General features: G+C 47.7%; 31 protein-coding genes, 1 tRNA gene and 1 pseudogene. 24 read left to right on the top strand and 9 right to left on the bottom strand.

Annotated elements, in window-relative coordinates; all coding sequences use genetic code 11:
• Positions 1-39: 39 nt before the first annotated feature.
• Together ntcA and ACKFKH_RS17460 are read right to left on the bottom strand one after the other, a co-directional pair.
• Positions 40-711 (bottom strand): global nitrogen regulator NtcA, encoded by a 672-nt coding sequence (gene ntcA / locus ACKFKH_RS17465; RefSeq protein WP_446859598.1) that lies wholly within the window; start codon positions 709-711, stop codon positions 40-42.
• Between the two features lie 514 nt (positions 712-1,225).
• A tRNA-Gly gene (locus tag ACKFKH_RS17460) sits at positions 1,226-1,297 on the bottom strand.
• A gap of 154 nt (positions 1,298-1,451) precedes the next feature.
• Between ACKFKH_RS17460 and ACKFKH_RS17455 the strand changes: the two genes are divergently transcribed.
• From ACKFKH_RS17455 to ACKFKH_RS17445, 3 genes are all read left to right on the top strand, one after another.
• A complete protein-coding gene (locus tag ACKFKH_RS17455) occupies positions 1,452-1,949 on the top strand; it encodes a hypothetical protein (RefSeq protein WP_446859597.1) in 498 nt (165 codons plus the stop codon).
• 91 nt (positions 1,950-2,040) lie between these two features.
• Complete coding sequence (locus tag ACKFKH_RS17450) at positions 2,041-2,931, top strand: alpha/beta fold hydrolase (RefSeq protein WP_446859596.1); 891 nt, start codon at positions 2,041-2,043, stop codon at positions 2,929-2,931.
• Between the two features lie 220 nt (positions 2,932-3,151).
• Positions 3,152-4,237: a tetratricopeptide repeat protein gene (locus ACKFKH_RS17445; RefSeq protein ID WP_446859595.1), complete on the top strand. Its 1,086-nt coding sequence runs from the start codon at positions 3,152-3,154 to the stop codon at positions 4,235-4,237.
• A 69-nt stretch (positions 4,238-4,306) separates the two neighbouring features.
• Here the strand turns inward: ACKFKH_RS17445 and ACKFKH_RS17440 are convergent, their stop codons facing one another.
• Entirely contained in the window at positions 4,307-4,564 is a 258-nt protein-coding gene (locus ACKFKH_RS17440) for a hypothetical protein (RefSeq protein ID WP_446859594.1), read from the bottom strand.
• A gap of 32 nt (positions 4,565-4,596) precedes the next feature.
• Positions 4,597-4,827 (bottom strand): hypothetical protein, encoded by a 231-nt coding sequence (locus ACKFKH_RS17435; protein WP_446859593.1) that lies wholly within the window; start codon positions 4,825-4,827, stop codon positions 4,597-4,599.
• A gap of 639 nt (positions 4,828-5,466) precedes the next feature.
• On the opposite strand from ACKFKH_RS17435, the gene ACKFKH_RS17430 reads away from it, so the two are divergent.
• Positions 5,467-6,954 (top strand): ATP-binding protein, encoded by a 1,488-nt coding sequence (locus ACKFKH_RS17430; RefSeq protein WP_446859592.1) that lies wholly within the window; start codon positions 5,467-5,469, stop codon positions 6,952-6,954.
• 62 nt (positions 6,955-7,016) lie between these two features.
• Positions 7,017-7,490 carry a CRR6 family NdhI maturation factor gene (locus ACKFKH_RS17425; protein ID WP_446859591.1) on the top strand — a complete coding sequence of 158 codons (474 nt, stop codon included), beginning with the start codon at positions 7,017-7,019 and terminating at the stop codon, positions 7,488-7,490.
• Positions 7,491-7,574: 84 nt separating this feature from the next.
• On the opposite strand, the gene ACKFKH_RS17420 is transcribed toward ACKFKH_RS17425, so the two are convergent.
• Positions 7,575-7,829 (bottom strand): hypothetical protein, encoded by a 255-nt coding sequence (locus ACKFKH_RS17420; RefSeq protein WP_446859590.1) that lies wholly within the window; start codon positions 7,827-7,829, stop codon positions 7,575-7,577.
• Between the two features lie 188 nt (positions 7,830-8,017).
• Here ACKFKH_RS17420 and ACKFKH_RS17415 point away from each other — a divergent pair, with 188 nt between their 5' ends.
• The 16 genes from ACKFKH_RS17415 to ACKFKH_RS17340 all read left to right on the top strand — a co-directional run bounded on the left by ACKFKH_RS17415 (position 8,018) and on the right by ACKFKH_RS17340 (position 18,913).
• Entirely contained in the window at positions 8,018-9,916 is a 1,899-nt protein-coding gene (locus tag ACKFKH_RS17415; RefSeq protein ID WP_446859589.1) for an NB-ARC domain-containing protein, read from the top strand.
• 129 nt (positions 9,917-10,045) lie between these two features.
• A complete protein-coding gene (locus ACKFKH_RS17410; RefSeq protein WP_446859588.1) occupies positions 10,046-11,983 on the top strand; it encodes a hypothetical protein in 1,938 nt (645 codons plus the stop codon).
• A gap of 56 nt (positions 11,984-12,039) precedes the next feature.
• Positions 12,040-12,267: a hypothetical protein gene (locus ACKFKH_RS17405; RefSeq protein WP_446859587.1), complete on the top strand. Its 228-nt coding sequence runs from the start codon at positions 12,040-12,042 to the stop codon at positions 12,265-12,267.
• Positions 12,264-12,695, top strand: coding sequence for a PIN domain-containing protein (locus ACKFKH_RS17400; protein WP_446859586.1), 432 nt, complete (start codon positions 12,264-12,266; stop codon positions 12,693-12,695). Before ACKFKH_RS17405 ends, ACKFKH_RS17400 begins: the two co-directional genes overlap by 4 nt.
• A gap of 205 nt (positions 12,696-12,900) precedes the next feature.
• Positions 12,901-13,317, top strand: coding sequence for a helix-turn-helix domain-containing protein (locus tag ACKFKH_RS17395; RefSeq protein WP_446857059.1), 417 nt, complete (start codon positions 12,901-12,903; stop codon positions 13,315-13,317).
• The gene (locus ACKFKH_RS17390; RefSeq protein ID WP_446857058.1) at positions 13,206-13,847 is read left to right on the top strand and encodes an IS630 family transposase; all 642 of its coding nucleotides are present in this window, start codon (positions 13,206-13,208) and stop codon (positions 13,845-13,847) included. The genes ACKFKH_RS17395 and ACKFKH_RS17390 overlap by 112 nt, the downstream gene beginning before the upstream one ends.
• A gap of 64 nt (positions 13,848-13,911) precedes the next feature.
• Positions 13,912-14,184, top strand: coding sequence for an AbrB/MazE/SpoVT family DNA-binding domain-containing protein (locus ACKFKH_RS17385; RefSeq protein WP_446859585.1), 273 nt, complete (start codon positions 13,912-13,914; stop codon positions 14,182-14,184).
• The gene (locus ACKFKH_RS17380) at positions 14,181-14,405 is read left to right on the top strand and encodes a type II toxin-antitoxin system PemK/MazF family toxin (protein ID WP_446859584.1); all 225 of its coding nucleotides are present in this window, start codon (positions 14,181-14,183) and stop codon (positions 14,403-14,405) included. The genes ACKFKH_RS17385 and ACKFKH_RS17380 overlap by 4 nt, the downstream gene beginning before the upstream one ends.
• Positions 14,312-14,545 (top strand): type II toxin-antitoxin system PemK/MazF family toxin, encoded by a 234-nt coding sequence (locus ACKFKH_RS17375; RefSeq protein WP_446859671.1) that lies wholly within the window; start codon positions 14,312-14,314, stop codon positions 14,543-14,545. Before ACKFKH_RS17380 ends, ACKFKH_RS17375 begins: the two co-directional genes overlap by 94 nt.
• 6 nt (positions 14,546-14,551) lie before the next feature.
• Positions 14,552-14,674 carry a hypothetical protein gene (locus tag ACKFKH_RS17370; RefSeq protein ID WP_446859583.1) on the top strand — a complete coding sequence of 41 codons (123 nt, stop codon included), beginning with the start codon at positions 14,552-14,554 and terminating at the stop codon, positions 14,672-14,674.
• A gap of 50 nt (positions 14,675-14,724) precedes the next feature.
• Complete coding sequence (locus ACKFKH_RS17365; RefSeq protein WP_446859582.1) at positions 14,725-15,003, top strand: hypothetical protein; 279 nt, start codon at positions 14,725-14,727, stop codon at positions 15,001-15,003.
• The gene (locus ACKFKH_RS17360) at positions 14,997-15,278 is read left to right on the top strand and encodes a PIN domain-containing protein (RefSeq protein ID WP_446859581.1); all 282 of its coding nucleotides are present in this window, start codon (positions 14,997-14,999) and stop codon (positions 15,276-15,278) included. Before ACKFKH_RS17365 ends, ACKFKH_RS17360 begins: the two co-directional genes overlap by 7 nt.
• On the top strand, positions 15,191-15,418 hold the full coding sequence (locus ACKFKH_RS17355; protein WP_446859673.1) for a hypothetical protein: 228 nt from the start codon (positions 15,191-15,193) through the stop codon (positions 15,416-15,418). Before ACKFKH_RS17360 ends, ACKFKH_RS17355 begins: the two co-directional genes overlap by 88 nt.
• A 140-nt stretch (positions 15,419-15,558) precedes the next feature.
• Positions 15,559-15,987 carry a hypothetical protein gene (locus tag ACKFKH_RS17350; protein WP_446859580.1) on the top strand — a complete coding sequence of 143 codons (429 nt, stop codon included), beginning with the start codon at positions 15,559-15,561 and terminating at the stop codon, positions 15,985-15,987.
• 49 nt (positions 15,988-16,036) lie between these two features.
• Positions 16,037-18,055 (top strand): single-stranded-DNA-specific exonuclease RecJ, encoded by a 2,019-nt coding sequence (gene recJ, locus ACKFKH_RS17345; RefSeq protein ID WP_446859579.1) that lies wholly within the window; start codon positions 16,037-16,039, stop codon positions 18,053-18,055.
• Positions 18,056-18,076: 21 nt separating this feature from the next.
• Positions 18,077-18,913: an alpha/beta hydrolase gene (locus tag ACKFKH_RS17340; RefSeq protein ID WP_446859578.1), complete on the top strand. Its 837-nt coding sequence runs from the start codon at positions 18,077-18,079 to the stop codon at positions 18,911-18,913.
• A gap of 158 nt (positions 18,914-19,071) precedes the next feature.
• Here ACKFKH_RS17340 and psb30 read toward each other — a convergent pair whose 3' ends face one another.
• The 3 genes from psb30 to ACKFKH_RS17325 all read right to left on the bottom strand — a co-directional run bounded on the left by psb30 (position 19,072) and on the right by ACKFKH_RS17325 (position 20,110).
• Complete coding sequence (gene psb30 / locus ACKFKH_RS17335) at positions 19,072-19,191, bottom strand: photosystem II reaction center protein Ycf12/Psb30 (protein WP_446859577.1); 120 nt, start codon at positions 19,189-19,191, stop codon at positions 19,072-19,074.
• Between the two features lie 192 nt (positions 19,192-19,383).
• A complete protein-coding gene (locus ACKFKH_RS17330; RefSeq protein WP_446859576.1) occupies positions 19,384-19,788 on the bottom strand; it encodes a hypothetical protein in 405 nt (134 codons plus the stop codon).
• Positions 19,781-20,110, bottom strand: a complete 330-nt coding sequence (locus tag ACKFKH_RS17325) for a hypothetical protein (protein WP_446859575.1) — start codon at positions 20,108-20,110, stop codon at positions 19,781-19,783. The genes ACKFKH_RS17330 and ACKFKH_RS17325 overlap by 8 nt, the downstream gene beginning before the upstream one ends.
• A gap of 298 nt (positions 20,111-20,408) precedes the next feature.
• On the opposite strand from ACKFKH_RS17325, the gene ACKFKH_RS17320 reads away from it, so the two are divergent.
• The 3 genes and pseudogenes from ACKFKH_RS17320 (at position 20,409) to ACKFKH_RS17310 (ending at position 20,961) form a co-directional block, all read left to right on the top strand.
• Positions 20,409-20,534 carry a hypothetical protein gene (locus tag ACKFKH_RS17320; RefSeq protein WP_446859574.1) on the top strand — a complete coding sequence of 42 codons (126 nt, stop codon included), beginning with the start codon at positions 20,409-20,411 and terminating at the stop codon, positions 20,532-20,534.
• A gap of 15 nt (positions 20,535-20,549) precedes the next feature.
• Positions 20,550-20,726 (top strand): annotated as a pseudogene (locus ACKFKH_RS17315) (DUF6883 domain-containing protein); the annotation flags it as partial.
• A gap of 10 nt (positions 20,727-20,736) precedes the next feature.
• The gene (locus ACKFKH_RS17310) at positions 20,737-20,961 is read left to right on the top strand and encodes a DUF4926 domain-containing protein (RefSeq protein ID WP_446859573.1); all 225 of its coding nucleotides are present in this window, start codon (positions 20,737-20,739) and stop codon (positions 20,959-20,961) included.
• Between the two features lie 69 nt (positions 20,962-21,030).
• On the opposite strand, the gene ACKFKH_RS17305 is transcribed toward ACKFKH_RS17310, so the two are convergent.
• On the bottom strand, positions 21,031-21,321 hold the full coding sequence (locus ACKFKH_RS17305) for a type II toxin-antitoxin system RelE/ParE family toxin (RefSeq protein WP_446859572.1): 291 nt from the start codon (positions 21,319-21,321) through the stop codon (positions 21,031-21,033).
• Between the last annotated feature and the right edge of the window lie 28 nt (positions 21,322-21,349).

Raw genomic sequence — 21,349 nt, 5'->3', positions numbered from 1 at the left:
AAATTTGTACGCCTTCAGGCTTCGCCGACTGGCTAGCGATCAGGTAAACTGCTGACTCAAGGTGACTGGATTGTGGACAGTGATCTTCTTTTTGTGAATAGAGATCATTTTGTCCTGTCGCAAGTCTCCCAGCAGACGAGTCACGGTCACCCGCGTTGAGCCGATCGCTTCTGCAATGGCTTGATGAGACAGCTTGAGGTCGATCGTGATCCCTTCTTGACTGGGCAGGCCAAAATCGCGACAGAGAATCAGCAAGAAACTCACCAGACGCGACCCCATATCTCGATGCGCCAGCGTTTCGATCATCATTTCGGTTTGTAGAATTCGAGACGATAGCCCTCGCAGCATCAGCAGACAGAGTTCGGGGTTGTCTTTGAGTGCTTTTTCAACCTGCTCAATTTGAACAGACAGCAACTCAACCGATGTGAACGCAACCGCATGATAAAAGCGATCGGCGCGTTGCCCGGTGATCAGTGACAGCACCCCAAACACGCTGTTTTCTCGCAGTAAGGCAACCGTAATCTCCTCACCCGCCTCATAGACTCTCGAAAGCTTGACGGCACCTTTGACTAAAAAATAAACTCGCTCTGCGGGGTCGCCTGGAAAGAAGATCGTTTTGCCTCGCTCAAACGTCTCAACGACAGGTGGAAAGGCACCGCCCCCAATCTGGCGAAATAATGCTGCAAGTGGTCGCTCTTTGGTCACTACCATGTTCCTTGTCGAACTCGTGCTCTTGAACTCTCTTGATTGACCTGGCAACAGTTTTTACTTAGCTGTCAGCTGATCTGTAAGAGATTGATGACTTTAGAACACTTAAACTTACTCTTCAAGCAGTTTTTGTGCTCGATACTACACTATTCTGCCAGGTAGTTGAATTTTTGCAGGAATTGAGCTAAGTCTCTAACAATTGCTTAAGGTTTGAGCTTAAATTCGTCGTTCATCCGAAGATTTTTAAGATCTGTCACCTATTTTAATCAGGCTGGAAGTCAATAGATTAATCAATAGATCGATTCAAAGATCAATTCAGTAATAAGTTTGTCAAAAAGTACGTTGTGAGTTGAAGATTTCAGAACGATGACCGTGTTGAAGAGCGGTATTACCCAGCGTCAAGGAGCTTAATTTACCGAAAGCTCTAAAGACTTTTAGGGTGCTGCCCTTTAGTCGAAGACATTCAACTCTTACATTGAGAATTCGTCAGTCTGAGATTAAAAAACTTTAGTTAAAAAGCGGGTAACGCGATTCGAACGCGCGACATTCACCTTGGCAAGGTGACGCTCTACCACTGAGCTATACCCGCAAAATTCGGATAAGTTCTACTATTGCAGATACTCATAGAGATGTCAAGCCTGAAAAACCAAAAAGCCGGAAATCAGGAAATCGCATCGCTTCTCAGCATATAGGATGTAGAAGGATGAAAAAAGAACATCCATACTCCTTACTTCCTACTTTTTATGGTTCAATACACGCTTGCTCAAAGTCCCGAAGTCATTCTCACGGTCTCTGGTAAGGATTCTGCCAAAGCTCGCGAGAAGGCAATGGATCAACTGATGGAACTAATGGATGACGGCAAACTGCCCACCGAGCTAACGGATGGCTTTGGGCCGCAGCACTTTATCGAAATTAAAGATCAAGGCGCGATCGCTTCCAGTGATGAAGATGCCCTCAATCAAGCCGTTCAGGTTCTTAGCAGTCTGGCAACCCTCAAACTCAAGGCTCAAGAATCACGCTCTGAAGCGCTGCAAGTTCGCGAACAAATCGACATTCTCTTTACGGATGAGCTAGTCAGCGAAGAAGAAATCAACAGCCTCAAAGAAGGCTTCAAGGTTCTCAAAACCTATGCTCAGACCAACATGCGCTACCGAGAAGCCCGTTCTCAAGCCGAGACCGCTCGCGTTGTTCTTGACCAGGCGCTCCAGTCGCCATCAGAGCCAAAGAAATCAGGAAAGTAGGTGGCTTTAACTCAGAACGCGCTGGACGCTGAAAATTTAGACGTGAAATATTATGATGGAGAAGTCTTAAGAAAACTTCACAAAACGAACCGTGACAGTAGAGCAACTTCCGACTCCAGCAACTTTTGAGCGACAAACTTGGGAATGGCAAGGGCATCAGATTCGCTATGTATCTATGGGGACAGGCCAGCCTTTGGTATTAATTCATGGATTTGGGGCCTCAATCGGACACTGGCGCAAAAATATTCCCGTTCTCGCTGAGGCTGGCTACCAGGTGTTTGCTCTCGATCTGCTGGGGTTTGGCGGTTCCTCAAAGCCTGAATTGGACTATAACCTGGAGATCTGGGTCGAGTTGATCCGCGACTTTTGGGCCGCCAAGATTCAGCAGCCTACCGTGTTTGTCGGTAACTCGATCGGCGGTTTGCTCTGTCTGATGCTGTTAGCCGAACATCCCGAAATCTCGGCTGGGGGCGTGTTGCTCAATCCTGCTGGAGGACTCAATCATCGACCTGAAGAGTTAAATCTGCCATTGCGGATGATCATGGGTACTTTCTCAAAAGTTGTGAGTTCTCAAGCGTTTGGGCCGTGGCTCTTCGATCGCGTCCGTCAAAAAGCTCGAATTCGCAACAGTCTCAAGCAGGTTTATCGCGATCCTGATGCAATCACAGATGAGTTAGTCGATCTGCTGCACGAGCCGTCTTGTGATCCGGGTGCCCAAAAAGTGTTTGCGTCGATTCTCTCGGCTCCGGCTGGCCCTCGACCAACGGAATTGTTTCCTAAAATTAAGGTGCCGCTGTTGGTGCTGTGGGGCGAAGCTGATCCCTGGACACCGATCGCAGGCGCTGAGATTTATCGATCGCTCACTGACACCCATGATGTGCAATTTGTCGGCATCCCAGATACGGGGCACTGTCCCCATGACGAACGCCCCGAAGTCGTGAATGCCCAAGTGTTGGAATGGTTGGCCCAGAAAAAACTCTGAGGACGACACTGAGAACTTTATAAAGACGGATGCGGGAGGTGAGCGTATTTACGGATTAGCCTTGTCAGAAAAAAAGTTAGCCTCGGAACCAATAGGCTGATCAGATTTGAGATTGCAGGCTGGGGCAGACAAAACGCATCTCTAACCCTGCAACATTCGATCTGCTGAACCCTCAGTCTTGTTGGAAGAATTCAGCAAAGCGAGTTTAGAGGCGTGTATTATGAGTGACCGGAATCAAGCACACGGTCAAATGGAGAATGTGGGAGACGATCGCGAAACCATTTCTCCAGACATTCAGCCTTGCGATGCGACCCTGATTCAATCAGCAGACTTTCGTAAATCAGAGGCCGATCGCTTGCTCAGAGAGGGCATCGAGCAGCATCAAGCGGGACAGTTTCAACTCGCGCTTCAGCGACTCCAGCAGGCCCAAGCGATTTATTTGGAGATTGATGATCAGCAGGGCGTTGAGAAGGCTTTGGGCAGTTTGGGAATGGCTTGCTATAGCGTGGGAGACTATGCTGAGGCGATCGATTATTCTCAACGCAGTCTGGGCTTGGCTCAAAAAATCAAAAGCTACCTCAGTAGCGTCAAAGTGTTGGGTACGCTGGGCAATGCCTATCGTCACCTGGCAGACCACCCCAAGGCGGTTGAATATCAGCAGCAAAGTCTGACCCTGGCGCGAGAAATTCACGATCGACGCGGAGAGATGGCTGCGCTCAACAATTTGGGGCTGGCTTACAAAGCATCTGGTGATCATCAAGGTGCGATCGACTGTGAGCAGCAAGCATTACTGATCGCTCAAGAACTTGCAGATCGGCACGTCGAAGGGCAAATTCTCAAAAATCTGGGAAATGCCCACTATGCGCTGGGAAATTATGACCAGGCGATCGACTACTACAAACAGCGATTGAGACTGGCCCAAGAGATTGACGATCGTCGTCTAGAAGGTCAGGTTCTCAGAAATTTGGGCAACGCCTTTTATGCAGCAGGCGATCACAAAAACGCAATTTTTTACAATCAACAGCGGCTCTGTCTGGCACAAGAAGTGGGCGATCTCCGAGCAGAAGAGCAAGCTTTGGGAAGTTTGGGCGTTTCTTGGGATGCGCTGGGTGAAAGCACTCAAGCCGTCACCTATCACGAACAGCGGCTGACGATCGCTCGCAAGCTTCAAGACCCTCGCCTCCAAGAACAGATCTTAGGAACGCTGAAGGTGGCTTACTATGCTCAGGGCGACTATGCAAAAGCGAATCAGTACACCGAAGAGCGATCGGCGCTGCTAGTTCTTCGTCAGAGTGAAGAGAGATGAAAGAATTTCAGGAGTGACCATCCTCAGCACAGTTTTCTTGACGGTGTTCTTGACGTTTAAAAGACGAATTTATTGACCGACGAGCAATTGGACTTCTGATGGCGCAACTTTTGTGTAGGCCTCCGCTGTCGGAATCAACGCCCAACCTGCCTGTCTTAGCTTTTGGTAAGTTGTCCAACCTTTTGACGCACCAGGGACTTGTAGATCTGGGACGCGGTATTGCGGAAAAGCGGTGTAAGGCATCCAGGGCTTGAGGGGCTGTTCTCTCAGATGTAAGATTTTGTTTCCTGACCCAAAGCCTGCCAGCCAGCACATTTGTCCAGTCATATTAGTTTCTCCTTACAGGTATATTTGTCATCTCACGCTGTCGGTTCGTCAGAGCGTCTGGGCTTTAGTAGCAGCCAGCTTGTGAGAAAGAACGCCGCCGTCAAAATCTGGAGCAGATCCAGAGGGGTCACCCAGGGATGAGAGAAAGCGGTTGCGCCTCGCTCGATCGCGCCAAACAACCAAGCAGGAATACACAAAATCCAGATCCACCGCTTTAAGCTGGTCAGCAATTCACTCACTTCAGGTGTGGGTTGATTGTTCATGGGGGTCACCAATTTCGTCAGACTAGAGGAAACTGTCTGCTGTCCATAGCCGTCTATAGAAGGTTGAGTTTCGTCCAAGTTGGGTCTAACGGGAGCGCTGAGAAGAACTTCACAGGTTTGCTATCCCGTTACGCCTAGAGTATGTAACTCTTTATTAAAGCTCATTGATAGATAGGCAGACTTATGCAGATATCTTCATTCTTCTGAAGAGAGAGGCGCTCTTTTCGAGTTACCCGCAAGCGTCTTGGATCGGACGGTGTGAGCAATCCGTCAACCAGGCAAGCGGCTTTATCTCAACGGGTAACGGTTGACTTTCTGAAATTTTCTTCATCATGAGCCGATCCCCGAAAAAGCGCTGAGGGAATTTACCAAAAATGTTAATTTTGCGTTGGTCATCAGGGTAACCTCTAGACATAGGAATCCCTCCCTACTTAAATCGAGACTGCCTCGATCGCTGACCTCATTTCTTCTATTACGTAGTTTTACCCTTGTCTCAGGGATGTTACGGAAAAACGTTCAGAAACTAGCAATTTTGGCAGATTGCAGCTAGATATAAGGGGTCAGATCGCCATCAATGGCTGCCGAATCACAGTAGTCAATTTTACCGATTCAATACCGATTCTTCTCCCAAATGTCCCTATGACCTCCTTCGTGACTCCAGAGATTTCCCTTTACGAATTGGCAGCCAGTTCTGAGCAAACGCCGTTTGTGCTACAGACCAGCCCGGTCACCTTTAAGTCATTGGTGAGCAGCCTGATTGATTTGCTAGTCGAGCAGCAGATTTCGGCTTCAATTTGGGCAAAGATGCCTCGTGGGGAAGCCTGGCAAGCTGAAATCGATCGCTATCGTGAATCTGCAACGCCACCCGAAGCTGTTTACTTATTTAGAAATCAAAAAGAAGACGCTGCTGAAGAAATTGCGGATAGCCCTATGGCAGACGATGCGGGCCATGTGACTCACGAGCATCCGGCGCTGTGGCGATCGCTTTCTGAGAGTCAGCTTAAGCGAGATTATTTTTTACTGATCTGGTCAAAACAGTTTTGTGGTCTGCTGGTGGCTTATCGCTCAAGACCTCAATTCATTCGAGTGGAGGGCGTTGAGGCAGGTTTGTTTGACACGGCGCAAGAAGAACCGACGGAGAAAAAGCAGTCGTTGTCTGTGTTGCTGTCGATGGAGCCACAGACGATTCGCGAGTTTCTCGATCGCCTGACTCAGTTTGTAGACAGTTCGGATGCGGCAGTCTGGGAAACGCTAATCGCAACGTCTCAGCCTTCTAGCTTGAATCCGGGTCTGGTCGGGCAATTATTCACGAAGCAAATTCAGCGTCAAGAAGACCTCTGGCAGCGGGCGACCACTTATCGCAAACAGGCCGAAATGGCGCACCTGCTGCAATTGCAAAATGAGGAGCTTTTGAATGCAATTCGACTGAAGGATGAGTTTCTCAACAATGTGGGGCAAGAGTTGAGAACGCCGCTCACCAACATGAAAACTGCTCTGACGCTCCTCAATTCGCCCAGTCTCAAACCGCCCCAAAAGCAGCGATATATGGATCTGCTGGTGAAGGAGTGCGATCGCCAAAGTTCTCTGATTACCAGCCTGCTCGATCTGGTGAGTCTGGATCAAATGGCAGAACAAACCACCATTCAAGCGCTTCGACTCAGCGATGTGGTGCCAGGAGTGGTCAGCACTTATCAACCATTGGCAGAAGAAAAGGGCGTTCGGCTGGCTTACACCGTGCCCGAAGAGTTGCCGCCTGTCTCTTGTCTGAATACGTGGCTCAAGCAGATTGTGATCAATTTGTTGCACAACGGCATCAAATTTACGCCGAGAGGCGGCCAGGTTTGGGTACGGGCCAAGCAGCAGGGTGACTATGTGCAGCTTGAGTTTCGCGATACGGGCATTGGGATTGCGCCGAGTGAGATTCCCAAGATCTTCGATCGCTTTTATCGAGCCAGACAAGCGGTAGAAGAAGATTCGGGGGGAGCGGGGTTGGGGCTGACGATCGTTCAACAACTCTTGCTGCACTGTGGCGGTTCGATTTCGGTTAAGAGCAGACTGAGTGAGGGTTCGACGTTTAATGTGTTGTTGCCAATTTTTCGCCCACAGTCCGAGGTTGAGGAGTTTTGAGTCGTCTAGAACGGATGTCCCGTAGGATAATGGGTTAAGTTGTCTGGCTGCAAAACGTTTTTATGCCTGTTATTCATCTCAATGCTGATCAGATTAATACGATCGATCTTTCTCCTGCAATTCACGCGATCGAGCCGATGTTGTCTGAGGTGAGCGCTCATGAGCAGACGGTGCAGTTTGCGATCGACTACCCGCTAGAAGCGGGAGATCCTAGAGAGCTACCCGAAGTGCCCGAAATTCGTCTCTGGTTTATTGGGTTGGATGCGCTTTATCCGTGGTTGCCGTTTTTGTTGGACTGGAAGGCGGGTGAGTTTGTTCGCTACACTGCCATGCTGGTGCCACATCAGTTTCATCCCAAAGATGGCATTCAATACAATCCGGAAGCACTGGAAATCTATGTGATGCACAAGACATTCGTGCTGATCAATTGGCTCAAACAGCAGGGCATTGAGGGCAATTCTCGACTCAAGGCGATGACTCAAATGTTGGGCTATGACATTGACGACGGCTTTTTTGATCTTCTATCTGGTCAGTAGAAACATTTGTGGGGGTCAGCATTAGCTGGGTTTGATAGCTTGATACCTGGATAGATTGTGGCTTGCTGACCCCAACCGCATAGGTTATTTTCTTCGACGCGACTCTTGTGGTGTCTGCTTGGCAGCACGCTGAGTTTTAGCGATCGTGACTCGAAGTGCTGCGATCGCACGAATCAGACTCGCGGTAGCGTTGATGGGCTTCTCGGTGGTGCCGAGAAACAGAGTCAGGACAAGCACCCAAGAGAGCGGATTGGTTGGATCAATAGGAATTTGAGGTAAAGACGTGGGGAGTTGAGGCTCGATCGATTGGATGGGCTGGGTGGCTTGAAGATTCATCATGGCTGAGTTGCCTCGTATTGGGTTGATGAATCCAGTAAAAGATTTGGGGGATCTCCCAAGGCAAGAGCAAAAAATAATCCTCGAAAGCGACTGAAATGATTAGGGTTGGTTACATTGGGGGAGTGAAATTTGCTTGCTATCTCCCAAACTTCCCCCAAACTTTTTGATGTTTGAAGACTGCCCTAACTATGCCTAGCTCTCAGAAAAAATCCTATGGTTCAATTGTGCAAACTCGCGCCTGCCGAGTGTTGAAAGGGATTTTGGAAGCAACAAAAGCAGGGGAAAGTAGTGATCCAAAAAAGTTGCAGTTTCGCTGGCAGGAAGAAGCAGGAAGCCAGAAAGTGACGATCGAGACGACGTTGCAAACTTTGATGCACGCTACCAATCAAGATGGGCAAACAAAAGTGACGACTCCACATGTGCGAGAAGCATTGGAGGCGATGCGGGATTTTCTAGAGATTATGCAAGACCATCGCGTGAAAACGAAGGGTGAGGCGCAGTGGAATTTTACGCTCTCGCTTTGGAGTCAAGATATTCAGCGCAATCTGAACGAGTTTGACGAGCTTTGGGAAAGTAAGCGATCGCTCAAGTCGAAATTGCAGGCTGTACCAGAGCAAACTCTGAAATCTGGGTTGAAGGCGGGTGCGCCATTTCCGGGGGTGCGGTTGCCAGAGAACTTTGTGCCACGTCCTGAAGCGTTTGATCCGGTGAAACAGAGGCTATTGGCAGCAGACGATCGAGCGTTGGTTGTCAGTGCGATCGCGGGCTTGGGCGGATTGGGCAAATCGGTCTTGGCGGCAGCGCTGGTGCTAGATGCTGAGGTGCAAATGAGATTTGCGGATGGGGTTTTGTGGGTAACGTTGGGGCAGAATCCTGATCTTCAGAATTTGCTGGGAGATTGGATTTGCACGTTGGATAAGTCGCGGGAGAGCTATTCGGCAACAACGTTGGAATCGGCTTCGAGTTATTTGCAGACTTTGCTGATTGATAAACGAATGTTGCTCGTAGTCGATGATGCGTGGAATGGGGCGCATGTGGAGCATTTTCGGGTGGGCGGTGCGGCGTGTCGGGTGTTGGTGACGACGCGGGAGGCGCAGATTGAGGAGGCAGAGGTTCATTCGTTGGGTTTGATGACGGAAGCGGAAGCGATCGCGCTAGTTCGTCAGAAACTCGATCGACAGTGGCAGCCGGAGCAGGAACCGGAGGTAAAGGCGTTTGCAAAGTCGCTGGGGTATTTGCCGCTGGCGTTGGACTTGGCGACGAATCAGGTGCGGGATGGGCTGAGTTGGGCAGACCTGCGATCGGAGTTTGAGACAGAGCGGCGATCAGTGGCGTTAGAGGTATTGGATTCGTCGGAGGCATGGGATTGTCTGGATGAAAATCAGCAGCGCAAGTATAGTTTGCGGGCTTGTTTTAATTTGAGTTTGAGGCGATTAAATGCAGAACAGTTGCGGCAGTTTGCTTGGCTTGGGGTGTTGCCGGAGGATGTAAGTCTGGATGCGCGGATGGCAGTGACGCTGTGGGAGTTGTCGCCCCTGAAAGCGAAGAAGGCATTAATTGATCTGCGGAATCGATCGTTTCTCACCAGTGGGACGGAGACATTGGAAGGGGAGGTAACGTATCGAGTGCATGATTTGATGCACGATACGGCGCGGGGATTGATCGAACAAGCAACTCTCAGCCCTCCAATCCGAACGCTTGCGGATGCTCATGCTCAATTGTTGGATCGCTATCGCCAAAAGTGCGATCGCTGGGATCGGTTGCCGAATGATGGGTATATTCATCGCCATTTGACCTGGCATTTCCAGCAGGCGGGGCGAGAGGATGAGATTCACGCGCTGATGGCGATGAGTGATGAGCAGGGGCGGAATGCTTGGTTTGAGGCGTGCGATCGCCTTGGGCAACCTGCAATTTTTGTGCAAGATGTGAAGCGAGGGTGGGCGATCGCGGAGCAGAGTTATGAGGAGGATAATACGAGGTCGATCGTGTTGCAGTGTCAATATGCGCTGATCATGGCGACGCTGAATAGTTTGGTGGCGAATCTTCCAAGCGAGTTACTTGCTGTTGCCGTCAAACATGAATACTGAACACCTGAACACGCTTGGGCATATACAGAGCAAATTCAAGAGGAATACAGGCAAGCTCAAGCAATTCAAGAATTAGTTTCATACCTGCCAGCGGAGTTTCTAGAGAAGGCTTCTTTTTGTGCTTCAAGCATGACAAACAGTTATCACAGAGCTTTAAGCCTGAGTTGTCTTGCAAGAGCTAACTCCAATTTCTGCTCTGATGCGATATCAGCAGTTCAAGAATTAGAAGATGAAAATAGTAAAGCTGAAGTTTTGTGTCACCTTTGTACTCACCTACCAAGTGCTGTGCTATTTCAAATTGAATCGATTATTAAAACATTAAAATTTCTGGATAATCGCTTGATAGTTTTGGCAGAACTAATCAAGCAAAAACCAACACAAATACAAGCAGTTTTAACTGATCTTGAGAGAGTCGAAGATCAGGCAAGAAAAGCAGAAATTCTCATTAAGTTGGTACCACATCAACCTAATCTATTTCTTGATGCGCTGGAAGTAATTAAAAAGGTTCCAGAGAAGTACAAACATCCAGCTCTCTTGATTCAGCTATTTCAATGTTGTTCCTTAGAAAATTTGAACATTGCCAGGAAAAGTATAGGAGGAGTCTCACTGAGATACGAACAAGAGAAAATCATGCTAGGAGCTGCACATCTGCTATCCGATCAGGAAGCCATCAAACTAACTCTAACGGTACTAGGTAGCAGCAGAACCATTGACGCAAGCAGATCAGAACTTATTCAAAGGTTAGTGCGTCAAAAGCCTGCGACTTTTGAACTATGCTTTTCATTGGCACTTAAAATTGAAGACAAGCACGAAAAACTAAGGATTCTTACTGTCCTAAGTGACTATAGATCGGATAAAATAGCGCAAACAGTAAGTTTTGCACGCCAGATTCAAGATACTTCAAGCAAGCTGAAATCGCTTGGTAGAATAGGATGTCTAGACTCAAAAATTTATGTCAGTACACTTAAGGAATTAGCTAAGACTAAAGATATCAAAGCTTGTTGTGAAACGTTAGAGATATTGACAGAAACGCATCCGAATTTAGTTCATAGACTCTTAAAAGAAGTTTTGGGTCTCCAGGAGGGCTACGAACAGGCAGATATTCTGGTAAGAATCGGTCAAGGCAAGCCAGAAAACAGATTGAATGTTTTACAAGTAGTGCACAAAATCCACGACATAACAACTCGAACTAAGGTGCTGGTTAATTTAGTAGAACATGATGAAGAAATATATTTTCAAGCCATAGAAAATCTAGATGATATTCAAATAGCGCACTCTAGAACAGAGATTCTAGAAGAATTAGGAAAAATTAATCCTAAACATTGGATCGAAGCACTAGACATTTTAGATAAGATGCATGAGCGGCAAGAGTACAATCTAAAGCTGCCAAGAATGCGTAGAATTGCCGAAAAGATTCCTAAGACTCTTTTCCCAAGACTGCTTCAATCAGTAGAGAGATTGAGCAAACCCTATAATAAAGCACAAGTTTTATGCAGCGCGATGAAACAAGACAAGGAGCTACTCTCTCAAGTTCTAGAGCTTACTGGGAAAATAGAAGAAGAGTTTTCCTACGCATCGATTTTCATACAGGTCGCTGATCAATTCCCAGATTTTTTTCAAACAGCATTAGATGCAACCAGGAAAGTTTCGTTTGAACATAATCGAGCTGTAAACTTCACTCGACTAGCAATAGTTACACCTATCGGTCAATTTAGTGATCTTTTAGCAGCAGTGAGTGAAATGACCGAGGGAGACAGTATGGCTGCGTTCTTTCATGATGCAGAAAACTATATTCCTAGTCGGCATCTTGAAGAAGTCCTCAATATCGTTGAGCAAATCCCGATAAATCAACTTAAGGCTTATGCTCTCAGCGCATACCTTTCCCGTCTCCTCCTCTCTACCCACTTCGACTGGAATATCCATCTTCGCCTCCTGGCCCACCGAGATCGTGCCAATCTCATGCAAGACCTCGCTACGCTGTATCCTGCGATCGCTCATCTCGGCGGAACCGCAGCCATCCGAGGCATGGTCGATGCAATGCGAGAAGTGTGCAGTCAATGGAAATAATTGTGGATCGGGCAAATCCGTTAAACTGAAATCAACCCATCTCGATCGCTCCAACCATGCCACTCGAAGAACTCGAAAAACAACTTCTTAACCTGACTCCTGACGAAAAGCGCCGTTTAATTCGGCTTCTTACACAAAGCTTATCTTTAGAATCTCCGCTAGAGACTCATGCACCCGAAACCTCTCTAGTAGAATTCTTCCGCAATTCACCACTCTGCGAAGTTGCAGAAGCATTGGATCTGAGTCGTGATCAAAGTCCAATTCTCGATCGGATCAGCTTGTGAAATACCTACTCGACACCTGTATTGTCTCAGAACTAATTGCAAAACAGCCTAATCTATCTGTTCTACATTGGCTAGATACTCAACCTCCAGAAACACTCTATCTAAGCGTTGTAACGCTAGGAGAAATTGCAAAAGGCATTTGTAAACTGCCAGAATCTCAACGTAAATCAACGCTTACCCAATGGCTAAACCAAGATCTCCTAGAGCGTTTCTCAGGTAGAATTCAAACTCTAGATATCGAAACGATGCTGGTGTGGGGAGGACTCGTTGGAAGTTTAGAGCAACAAGCACGATCTCTCCCTGTTTTAGATTCTCTGATTGCAGCAATTGCCCTTCGACACTCTTCTCATCTTGTAACTCGCAATGTAAGAGACTTTGACCAACTCGGAGTTGAGATTTTCAATCCCTTCACGCTGAAAATCGAGTAGTTTGCGACCCTTGCGGTATCTGCGAAGCAGCGCGTTCATCTCGGCGGAAAATAAGCTGTCCGAGGCATGGTCGATGCAATGCGAGAAGTGTGCAGTCAATGGAAATAATTCCAGATAGAATCATGCTCTAGGCAGCTTCAGATGAATCATACAGCATTTTTCAAGTAGATGTAGTACGATTAGCTAGTCAGTGTCAGTAGAAAAAATGCAGCCATACCCCACTAGCTTTCGAGAAAAAGTCGTGCAAGCCTATCAAGCCGGGAACACCTCAATTCGGAAGGTAGCGGCTCGGTTTGATGTGAGCAAAGCCTTCGTGCAAAAGATGCTAAAGCAACAGGAAGTCGCAGGACATCTTAAGCCAGGCAAACAGGGCGGCGGCATGAAGGGTGAGCTAGCCGGGCGTGAGGCTCAGTTAGTTGAGATGGTCGAGCAACACCCCGATGCGACGCTGGTAGAATACTGTGAATACTGGGGAGACACCTACCAGCAGTGGGTCAGCGCTAGTACGATGTGCCGAGCATTGCAAAAGGCAGCGTTGACGCGAAAAAAAAGACTTTACGCAGCACACAAGCCGCCACTGAGCGAGTCCAGAAGTTACGGAGCGAGTACTGGGAACACGTGAGTCAAGTTGCCCCTGAGCATCTGGTGTTTCTCGATGAGATGGGGGTTTTACTCGGGTTAACGCGAACCCATGCGCGCAGCCGTGAGGGCACCAGAGTCTATGACCTCAAGCCGTTTTACCGAGGGGCAAAAGTCACGGTGATTGGGGCGATTTCGCTCAACCGAGTGTTAGCGGTCATGACCTTAAATGATTCAATGGACGGCAGGGCGTTTGAAGTCTTCATCCAACATTGCTTAGTTCCTCAGCTTTGGGCAGGCGCGATCGTGGTCATGGATAACTTACCTGCTCATCAGATCGCGTCCATCAAGCCGTTGATTGAGTCAGCCGGAGCCAGCGTCCTGAATTTGTCGCCCTATTCCCCGGAGTTTAATCCGATTGAACGGTGGTGGTCACAACTCAAAGCGTTCTTACGACAATTCTCTCCGACTACAACCAAGATGGTAGACACCTTGATTGCAACGGCTCTGCATTTGGTGAATCCTGAGCATCTACGCAACTGGTTTGCTGACTGTTGTTACTGTACTCCATAAACCTGAAATGTGCTGTATTGCGATCGCAGCAGTAGAATGAGATATCCCTTGCAAGGAGCGCACAATGAAGCTACCCGTTACCGAATCAGGTATTTTAATCCCGAAAGAATGGTTAGAAGGTGTGCAAGAAGTAGCGGTTTCTAGAGAAGGCGATCGCATTGTTTTAATTCCAATTATCGCATCCTCAAATTATCGCCCCAGAACTCGTGCAGAAATTGATGCAGATCTAGCAGAAATGGCAAACGATCCAGAATACCTAGCAGAAGCGCGTCAAATTGAAGCAGAATTCTCGATCGCGCAGTGGGAAGCATTTCAGCAGGCAGAATCAGAAGAATGAGACGAGGAGAAATTTATGATGCTCGTCTTGATCCAACCGAAGGATCAGAACAAGCAGGCATTCGTCCAGTTATTATTGTGAGTCGCAATGCTATCAATGCATCCAGTGGTGACATTCTAGCCATTCCCTGCACTACTTATCGAGAAGGTCGTCGAATTTATGTCACACAGGTTTTGATCCAAGCCCCAGAAGGAGGATTTACTCGGAAGTCGATCGCATAGGAGATCAAGTTCGAGTCCTTTCCAAATCTCGATTGCTGCGCTTACGAGGAACGCTCTCTGAAGAGGTGATGACTCAAGTGGATCAGGCATTATTGATTGCATTTGACCTTCCAGGACAATCAGAAGACATTACAGAATAAAGCAACATGAACGAAAGCCCGAATAATTCAGTAAAAGTCTTGCAGTTTGAGATCGCTCATCTCGGCGGAACCGCATCCATCCGAGGCATGGTCGATGCTACGCGCGAAGTCTGCAACCAGTGGAAGTAATGATGGAGCGTTTAAGCAAGCTAAAATACAAACACTTTTCGAGGTGAATCATGATTGAAATCACGATTGAGGAAATCTCAGAAGATCTGTCTGCCTATCTACAGCGCGTTCAGGCGGGAGAAAGCTTTGTCGTGTTGCAAGCAGGAACACCCGTTGCCCAAGTTGTACCACCGCAGCCGGAAGTGAGATCGGATCGGGGAAAAGATTTTCTGGAATCTCTAGCCAAATTTCGAGAAGAGATGCTTGCTGAAGGGGTTGACCTTGACCCTGACGAGATTTTTAGGGATGTCAGAGATCGCACGCCTGCTCCTAAAAATCCGAGGTGGTAGACTTGCGCTTTCTACTTGACACCAACACGATCTCAGAACTGTTCAGGCTCCAGCCCAACTCATCCATTGCGACAAAATACGCACAAAATATCGATGACATTGCGATCGCATCTGTGACATGGCATGAGCTACTTTACGGCTTTCATCGTTTACCGACTTCTCGAAAAAAGAAGAATTGGGCTTTTTCTTGCGTCAAATCATCCGCCCCAACGTTTCAATCCTGGACTATAGTGAGGTTGAAGCAGAGTGGTTTGCAATTGAGCGGGCAAGGCTAGCTGGAACAGGACGAATGCCTTCGTATGCAGACGGACAAATTGCAGCAGTCGCCGCTGTTCACAATCTTATTCTCGTTACTAGAAATATTTCTGATTATTCTAATTTCTCAGGGTTAGCGATCGAGAACTGGTTTGAATGATTTTGCAGTGGTCGCTGGATGACACAAGACATTTTTTGCGATCGCAGTAGCCCCGATCAGGTTAACTTGGTTTGCTTAGCACTCATTCTACGTGATAATCAAAATGCCCGGTTTTGCAGCCACATCTTGGAGTGTTTGACATGGTTTCTAAATGGTGGATCGCGCTGGTCGGAGTGACGATTTTCTCAACGCAAGGGCTGCACCCTAGTCAAGTATCGGCTCGATCGTGCGCCAGTAATTGCCCGCCCCCTGTTCTGCAATTTACACCAGGGCAAAAGATTCGAGTACAGGTGATCAATCGATCGGAGAATCCCGTCCAGATCGAGAAAGTGTTTGGCACCGATCCTGCACTGATTAATCAGGGACAACAGATCGAATTTGCGCGAGGCGGCAGTAGCGAACCCAATCTGTCAGTCGTTTTTTGGGATGTGACTTCTCTGGCGCTAAAATCCCGTGTCTCAAAACCCAAACCCGATCTTCTATTGATCGAATTGAAATCCGAAAAACGATATCCGCCAGGCGATCGCTCCGTCTACATTCGCAACGATGGACGAGTTGAAGTGTTTTGAATCTCCCAACTCTCTTGTAAGATGAGCTAATCTTTTTGAGCGATCGCCTGTGTTAGAGTTGCCGACTTCCCAATCGATACGCACCAAAATTCCTGATCAACGCTGGAATATTTTTCCGGCTCAGGTCGAACAAGCCAAACAGCTTGCACAAAGGACAAGTCTTTCTCCTTTATTGGCGCAAGTCTTGCTCAATCGCGGGCTTTCGACCCCCGAAGAGATTCAAGGATTTATCGACCCTGACAAGCTGGATTTGCCTTCGCCGATGGAGGACTTTCCAGATTTGCCGATCAGTCTAGAACTGCTAATCAATGCCATTAATCAAAACCAGCGAATTGCAATCTGTGGAGACTACGACGCAGACGGCATGACGAGTACGGCTCTGTTGCTGCGATCGCTGCGTTTTTTGGGTGCCAGAGTCGATTACGCGATTCCCAGCCGCATGAATGAAGGCTACGGCATCAATGAGCGCATTGTCGAAGACTTTCACGAAGATGGCGTGTCGGTGATTCTCACGGTCGATAACGGAATTGCCGCCCACAAGCCGATCGCCAGAGCCAGAGAACTCGGTCTTGTGATTATCGTGACGGATCACCATGATCTGCCGCCGACTCTTCCCGATGCCAATGCGATTCTCAATCCCAAGTTAATTGATGAAGCGTCGCCCTATCGCACGATGGCAGGGGTGGGAGTCGCTTATATTTTGGCGCTGTCGTTGGCCAAAAGTTTTGGTAAAGCGAGAGAACTGCGGGACGTGTTGTTAGAGCTTTTTACGCTGGGCACGATCGCTGACCTCGCCCCGCTCACCGGAGTCAATCGTCGCTGGGTGAAACGTGGCTTACAACTGTTGCCCAAATCCAGGCTAGAAGGCGTTCAGGCGCTGATCCAGGTGGCGGGCTTGAGCGGGGGAAAAAATCTCAAACCAGAAGCGATCGGGTTCCGCTTGGGGCCTCGGATCAATGCAGTAGGACGATTGGCAGATCCCCAAATTGTGATTGAGTTGTTGATCACCGATGATCCTGGAGTCGCCTTAGAGCAGGCAATGAAATGCGAACAGATCAATCAACAGCGTCAGCAACTCTGCGAACAAATTGAACGAGACGCCATTGAAGCTTACGAACAAGGATCAGTGAATGCGAAGGACGATCGCGTGATGTTGCTGGTACAACCGGATTGGCATCATGGTGTGATTGGCATTGTCGCATCTCGATTAGTCGAACGATACGGCGTTCCGGTATTCATCGGCACATACGAAGATGAATTGAAACAACACATTCGCGGATCGGCGCGGAGTATTCCAGAGTTTCATGTGTTTGAAGCGTTGGAATGCTGTAAAGATCTGATGCTTAAATGTGGTGGACACAAGGCGGCAGGCGGATTTTCGTTTGAGGCAAATCAATTAGAAGCCATTCGATCGCGCCTTCGCACGTTTGCCCACAGTTCGCTCAAACCCGAACACCTCAAACCGCTGGTCACCGTCGATGCTCAAGCAAGTTTGAGTCAAATTGATCTGAGCTTTTATCAACAAATTGATGCCCTTCAGCCCTGCGGCATGGAAAATCCTGATCCGGTTTTTTGGACACCCAATGTCCGAATTAGCGACCAAAAACTGATCGGCAAAGGTCATCTAAAAATGATGGTGAGCCAGGAAGATTTGGATGCAGAAGTCTTGATGCCGAGTCAAAAGTTGACGGCGATCGCGTGGCGGTGGGGCGAATATTATCCCTTGCCAAAATATCTGGATATTGCCTATCGCGTCAGAACTAATGAATGGAATGATGAGGTTTCAGTTCAGCTAGAAGTGGTGGGCGTGCGGTTGCCCAGTGCAAAGTCGGCGGTTGAGTTTTCTTACAGTCAGCGTCATTACACCTGCACATTATTGGAGCGAGGCGACACCAAAGAGTTGAGAATTCGCAATTTCAAAGGTGAAATTCTCTCGATTCAAAAAGGGCAGCGCATCGGAACTCTGGGCAAAACACAGCAAGCCGCCAAACAAGTCGATGTGTCTCAACCGCAGTATTACCATCTGATCAAAGCCGCACTTCAAGCATTAGAAAGTCCCAAGGATTGATCTTCTACAGGCGATCGCACCATGACTAAAAGAACGCTAAATCGCTTGCTATGGGGAGATTTTACACTGGGACGACTGGCGCGATCGCTGCTCTTTATCTACCTGGCGCTGGGCATCTTTGCTTACTTTTTCTCAGAACGTCTAATTTTTCAACCTCAGCCCACCAGCTATCAAGACAGTCCCGACATTCTCAAGCTAGAAACGCCCGATCGCATCCAGCTTTCGGCCCTTCATCTGCCCAACCCCAGGGCAACTTACACACTGCTCTACAGTCACGGTAACGCCGAGGATCTGGGTGACATTCGCCCCACTTTAGAAGACCTTCGTACGGTTGGATTTTCGGTGTTTGCCTATGATTATCGGGGCTACGGGACGAGTCAGGGCAAACCTTCAGAGCAAAAATCCTATCGCGATATTGAAACGGCTTACTCTTATCTGACGACAAAACTGGGCGTGAGGAGCGATCGCATCATTGCCTTTGGGCGATCAGTGGGCAACGGGCCGACCATCCATCTCGCGACCCAAAAGTCGATCGCCGCACTGATCATCGAAAGTGGATTCACTAGTGCATTTCGCGTCGTGTTGCCGATTCCGATTTTTCCGTTTGACAAATTCCCCAATCGCGATCGTCTCAAACTAGTGCGCTGTCCCGTTTTGGTGATTCACGGTGAGAACGATCAGGTCATTCCTTTTTGGCATGGTCAGGCTCTTTACGATGCAGCCAATCAACCCAAACAATTTTTTGCGGTCTCAGGAGCCGATCACAATGATGTGGCAGAAGTCGCGGGCGAATCCTACTCCAAAGCGCTGCAAAATTTCGTCACTCTGATTCAAAAGAGACCTGAGACAGAAGACTAGAAGCCTGCTGAGTCCAAAATCCAAAAAGACACGAAAAAGCCCGATCGTAATAACCGGGCTGTAGAGCTACTCTCTCTTAAAACTAAAAACTTATTGCTAACCTGTCTGAAACACTCATCAGGCTGTAGATATGACTGAAATCTCTTTAGAGATCACCTTTAGAGATCACCGCCACGAAACGCCAACACAAAAATCACGACTGGCCCCGCAATTACAATCGCCGCTAACAAACTCAACTGAGCGATCGCCTCAAAGTTGATGTTACTTAAAAACTCCATCTGCCCTCCCAACAAGCCTGATAACGTCTAATTGAATCCTGCAATAGTTGATATTCTATCGGTCGATCGTATCCTTTTTAAGGAAATTTACAGAACTTAAAGAAACTCAAACGATGAGCAAAATGATTCTTTATGACAGCCAATCAAGGTGCGATCTCGCTTCCAATGATGGTTAATCGTTCTTCAAAGGCTCTAACCTATTGCGATACTTCGCGCCACGTCCGCGCCTATCAACCGTGCCAGCGTTGCCGAAGCTTCAGCCAATTCTAGGGCTAAACTCGCTCGGCGCTCAGTTCGTTGTTCTTGCCAGAGCTGCCTTGTTAAGGCTGTTATTCTGTCTCTATAAGCTTCTGAAGATCTGCCTACTTGAGAAACTTGATTGTGAAATTGTGGGGGAAGTCCTAAAGCAGCAGCGGCTTCTACCTCTTTCATTGCCAATATTGCGGTTGCTTCAGCTAGTTGAAGCGTGCTGTTCATCAACCAGATAGCGCTCTCTTGATGCCAATCATGTTCTAAAAACTTGGTTAAGCTAACCACCCGGACTTGGCAAGCTCGTAAAGAGCGAGGATCACCAACCTGGATTGACTGATTATTCATTCACTCTAAACTCCCTTAATTCAACCCTCAAAAGCTGCCGTTCTGGTTCGCTGTAGATAAATCTTACGCCTATTACAGCAGTTTGTGGCTCAATCTGAACAGGTTGTTGAGCCTGAGTAGGATTCACTAACGGATGCCTTGCCATCACCTGATATCTGCCAATGGGTAAATTGAAGAAGAGGACTTCTGCCAGGAATAAATCAACAGGTTGAATGTGCAGGAGAATCTCATCTTGAAGCAAAAAGACCGTGAGTAATTCTCCTTCAATAGAGGACATAGCAACATCATCTTGATTGCGAATCACCACGTACAGATCCGGCATTAGTCTTTTCAGAGTCTTTTATCGTAGCAAGGCATCTCAATTTACCCGAATTGCGAAATGATTGAGCGATCGCACTGTGAAAGAATAGGGAAACAAGATCGCCCCTCAGCAGCCAAGAGATGTAGAGCGCTCAATGACCAACAATGAGAAAGCGATCGCGCCTTTATGTTTCAATAGGTGTGGAGCGATCGCCCAGTCAAGATTGGGAGAGCGATCGTCGTTCATTACATAAAAACCATCTCAATGACAAAGACGATCGTTGTTTCTGTTACGCTTGGAATAATCTCTCTAACCTTCTATGGCAACGCTTGATCCAAATGCTGTGGTTGCAAAAGCAAAGCTGACGGAGTATCTATTGGTTCCATTAGCTAAGGATGATAAGTCACAGTTTTTAGCTCAAGCTGGCTATACCATCAAGAACTAGCAACAGCTTGAACGAGATTTGAGAGAGCAGATTCTTTCACTGGAAGCAATACCAACCGTTCAAACTCGATATGGACAGAAGTATGCAATTACTGGAGAGTTGAGTAGCCATAATGGGGTTACGATTCGAGTTAAAACAATCTGGATTGATACAGGTGAAGTGACTCAATTTGTGACGTTGTTCCCGGCATAGGAGGTTCGGTATGAAATTTCAATTTTTTTCTCAGGTTGCTTTGCGGGAAGATATTCCTGCACTGAGTTTGATGAAGGGGAGTATTGGAACGATCGTGGAATGCTATTCAGACTCAGATAAACAAGAAAATGGATACAGTTTGGAAGGTTTAATTCCTCAAGATACGGTTGAGGTTTCTGAGTCTCAAATTGAAGCGATCACATCCTCGATTTCAACCGTTCGTGCCGCGAAATAAACCGCGATCGCTCAATTCAACAATGAAAAACGATCGTGCCTTGGTGTTTCAAAAGGTGTGGAGCGATCGCTAATACACATCATCATGGTCACCAAGATTTAGCAACAAAATTCCATCTTCCTCGCTTTCTCCTGGGTTTGCTACAAACTCAAAGAGGATGCGATAGCTATAGTCGATCGAGCAAGCCCAAATTCCAGCAAACTCACCCGACAGCTTATGAGTTTTTAATGTGGGATGGAAGGGATCGTCAGCAAGTTGTTCCAGGGTTTCTTCAATCATGGGGCGCAGTTGAGGATTTTGGCGCACCATACGCTTAAACGCACGTAGAGATTTTGGGGATTGTAAAATAAATTGTGTCAAAGGTCAGAAGTTGAGATCTAATGAACTA

This window comes from Phormidesmis sp. 146-20 (genome assembly GCF_052939475.1).
This window is presented reverse-complemented; position numbering and strand designations above follow the sequence as displayed.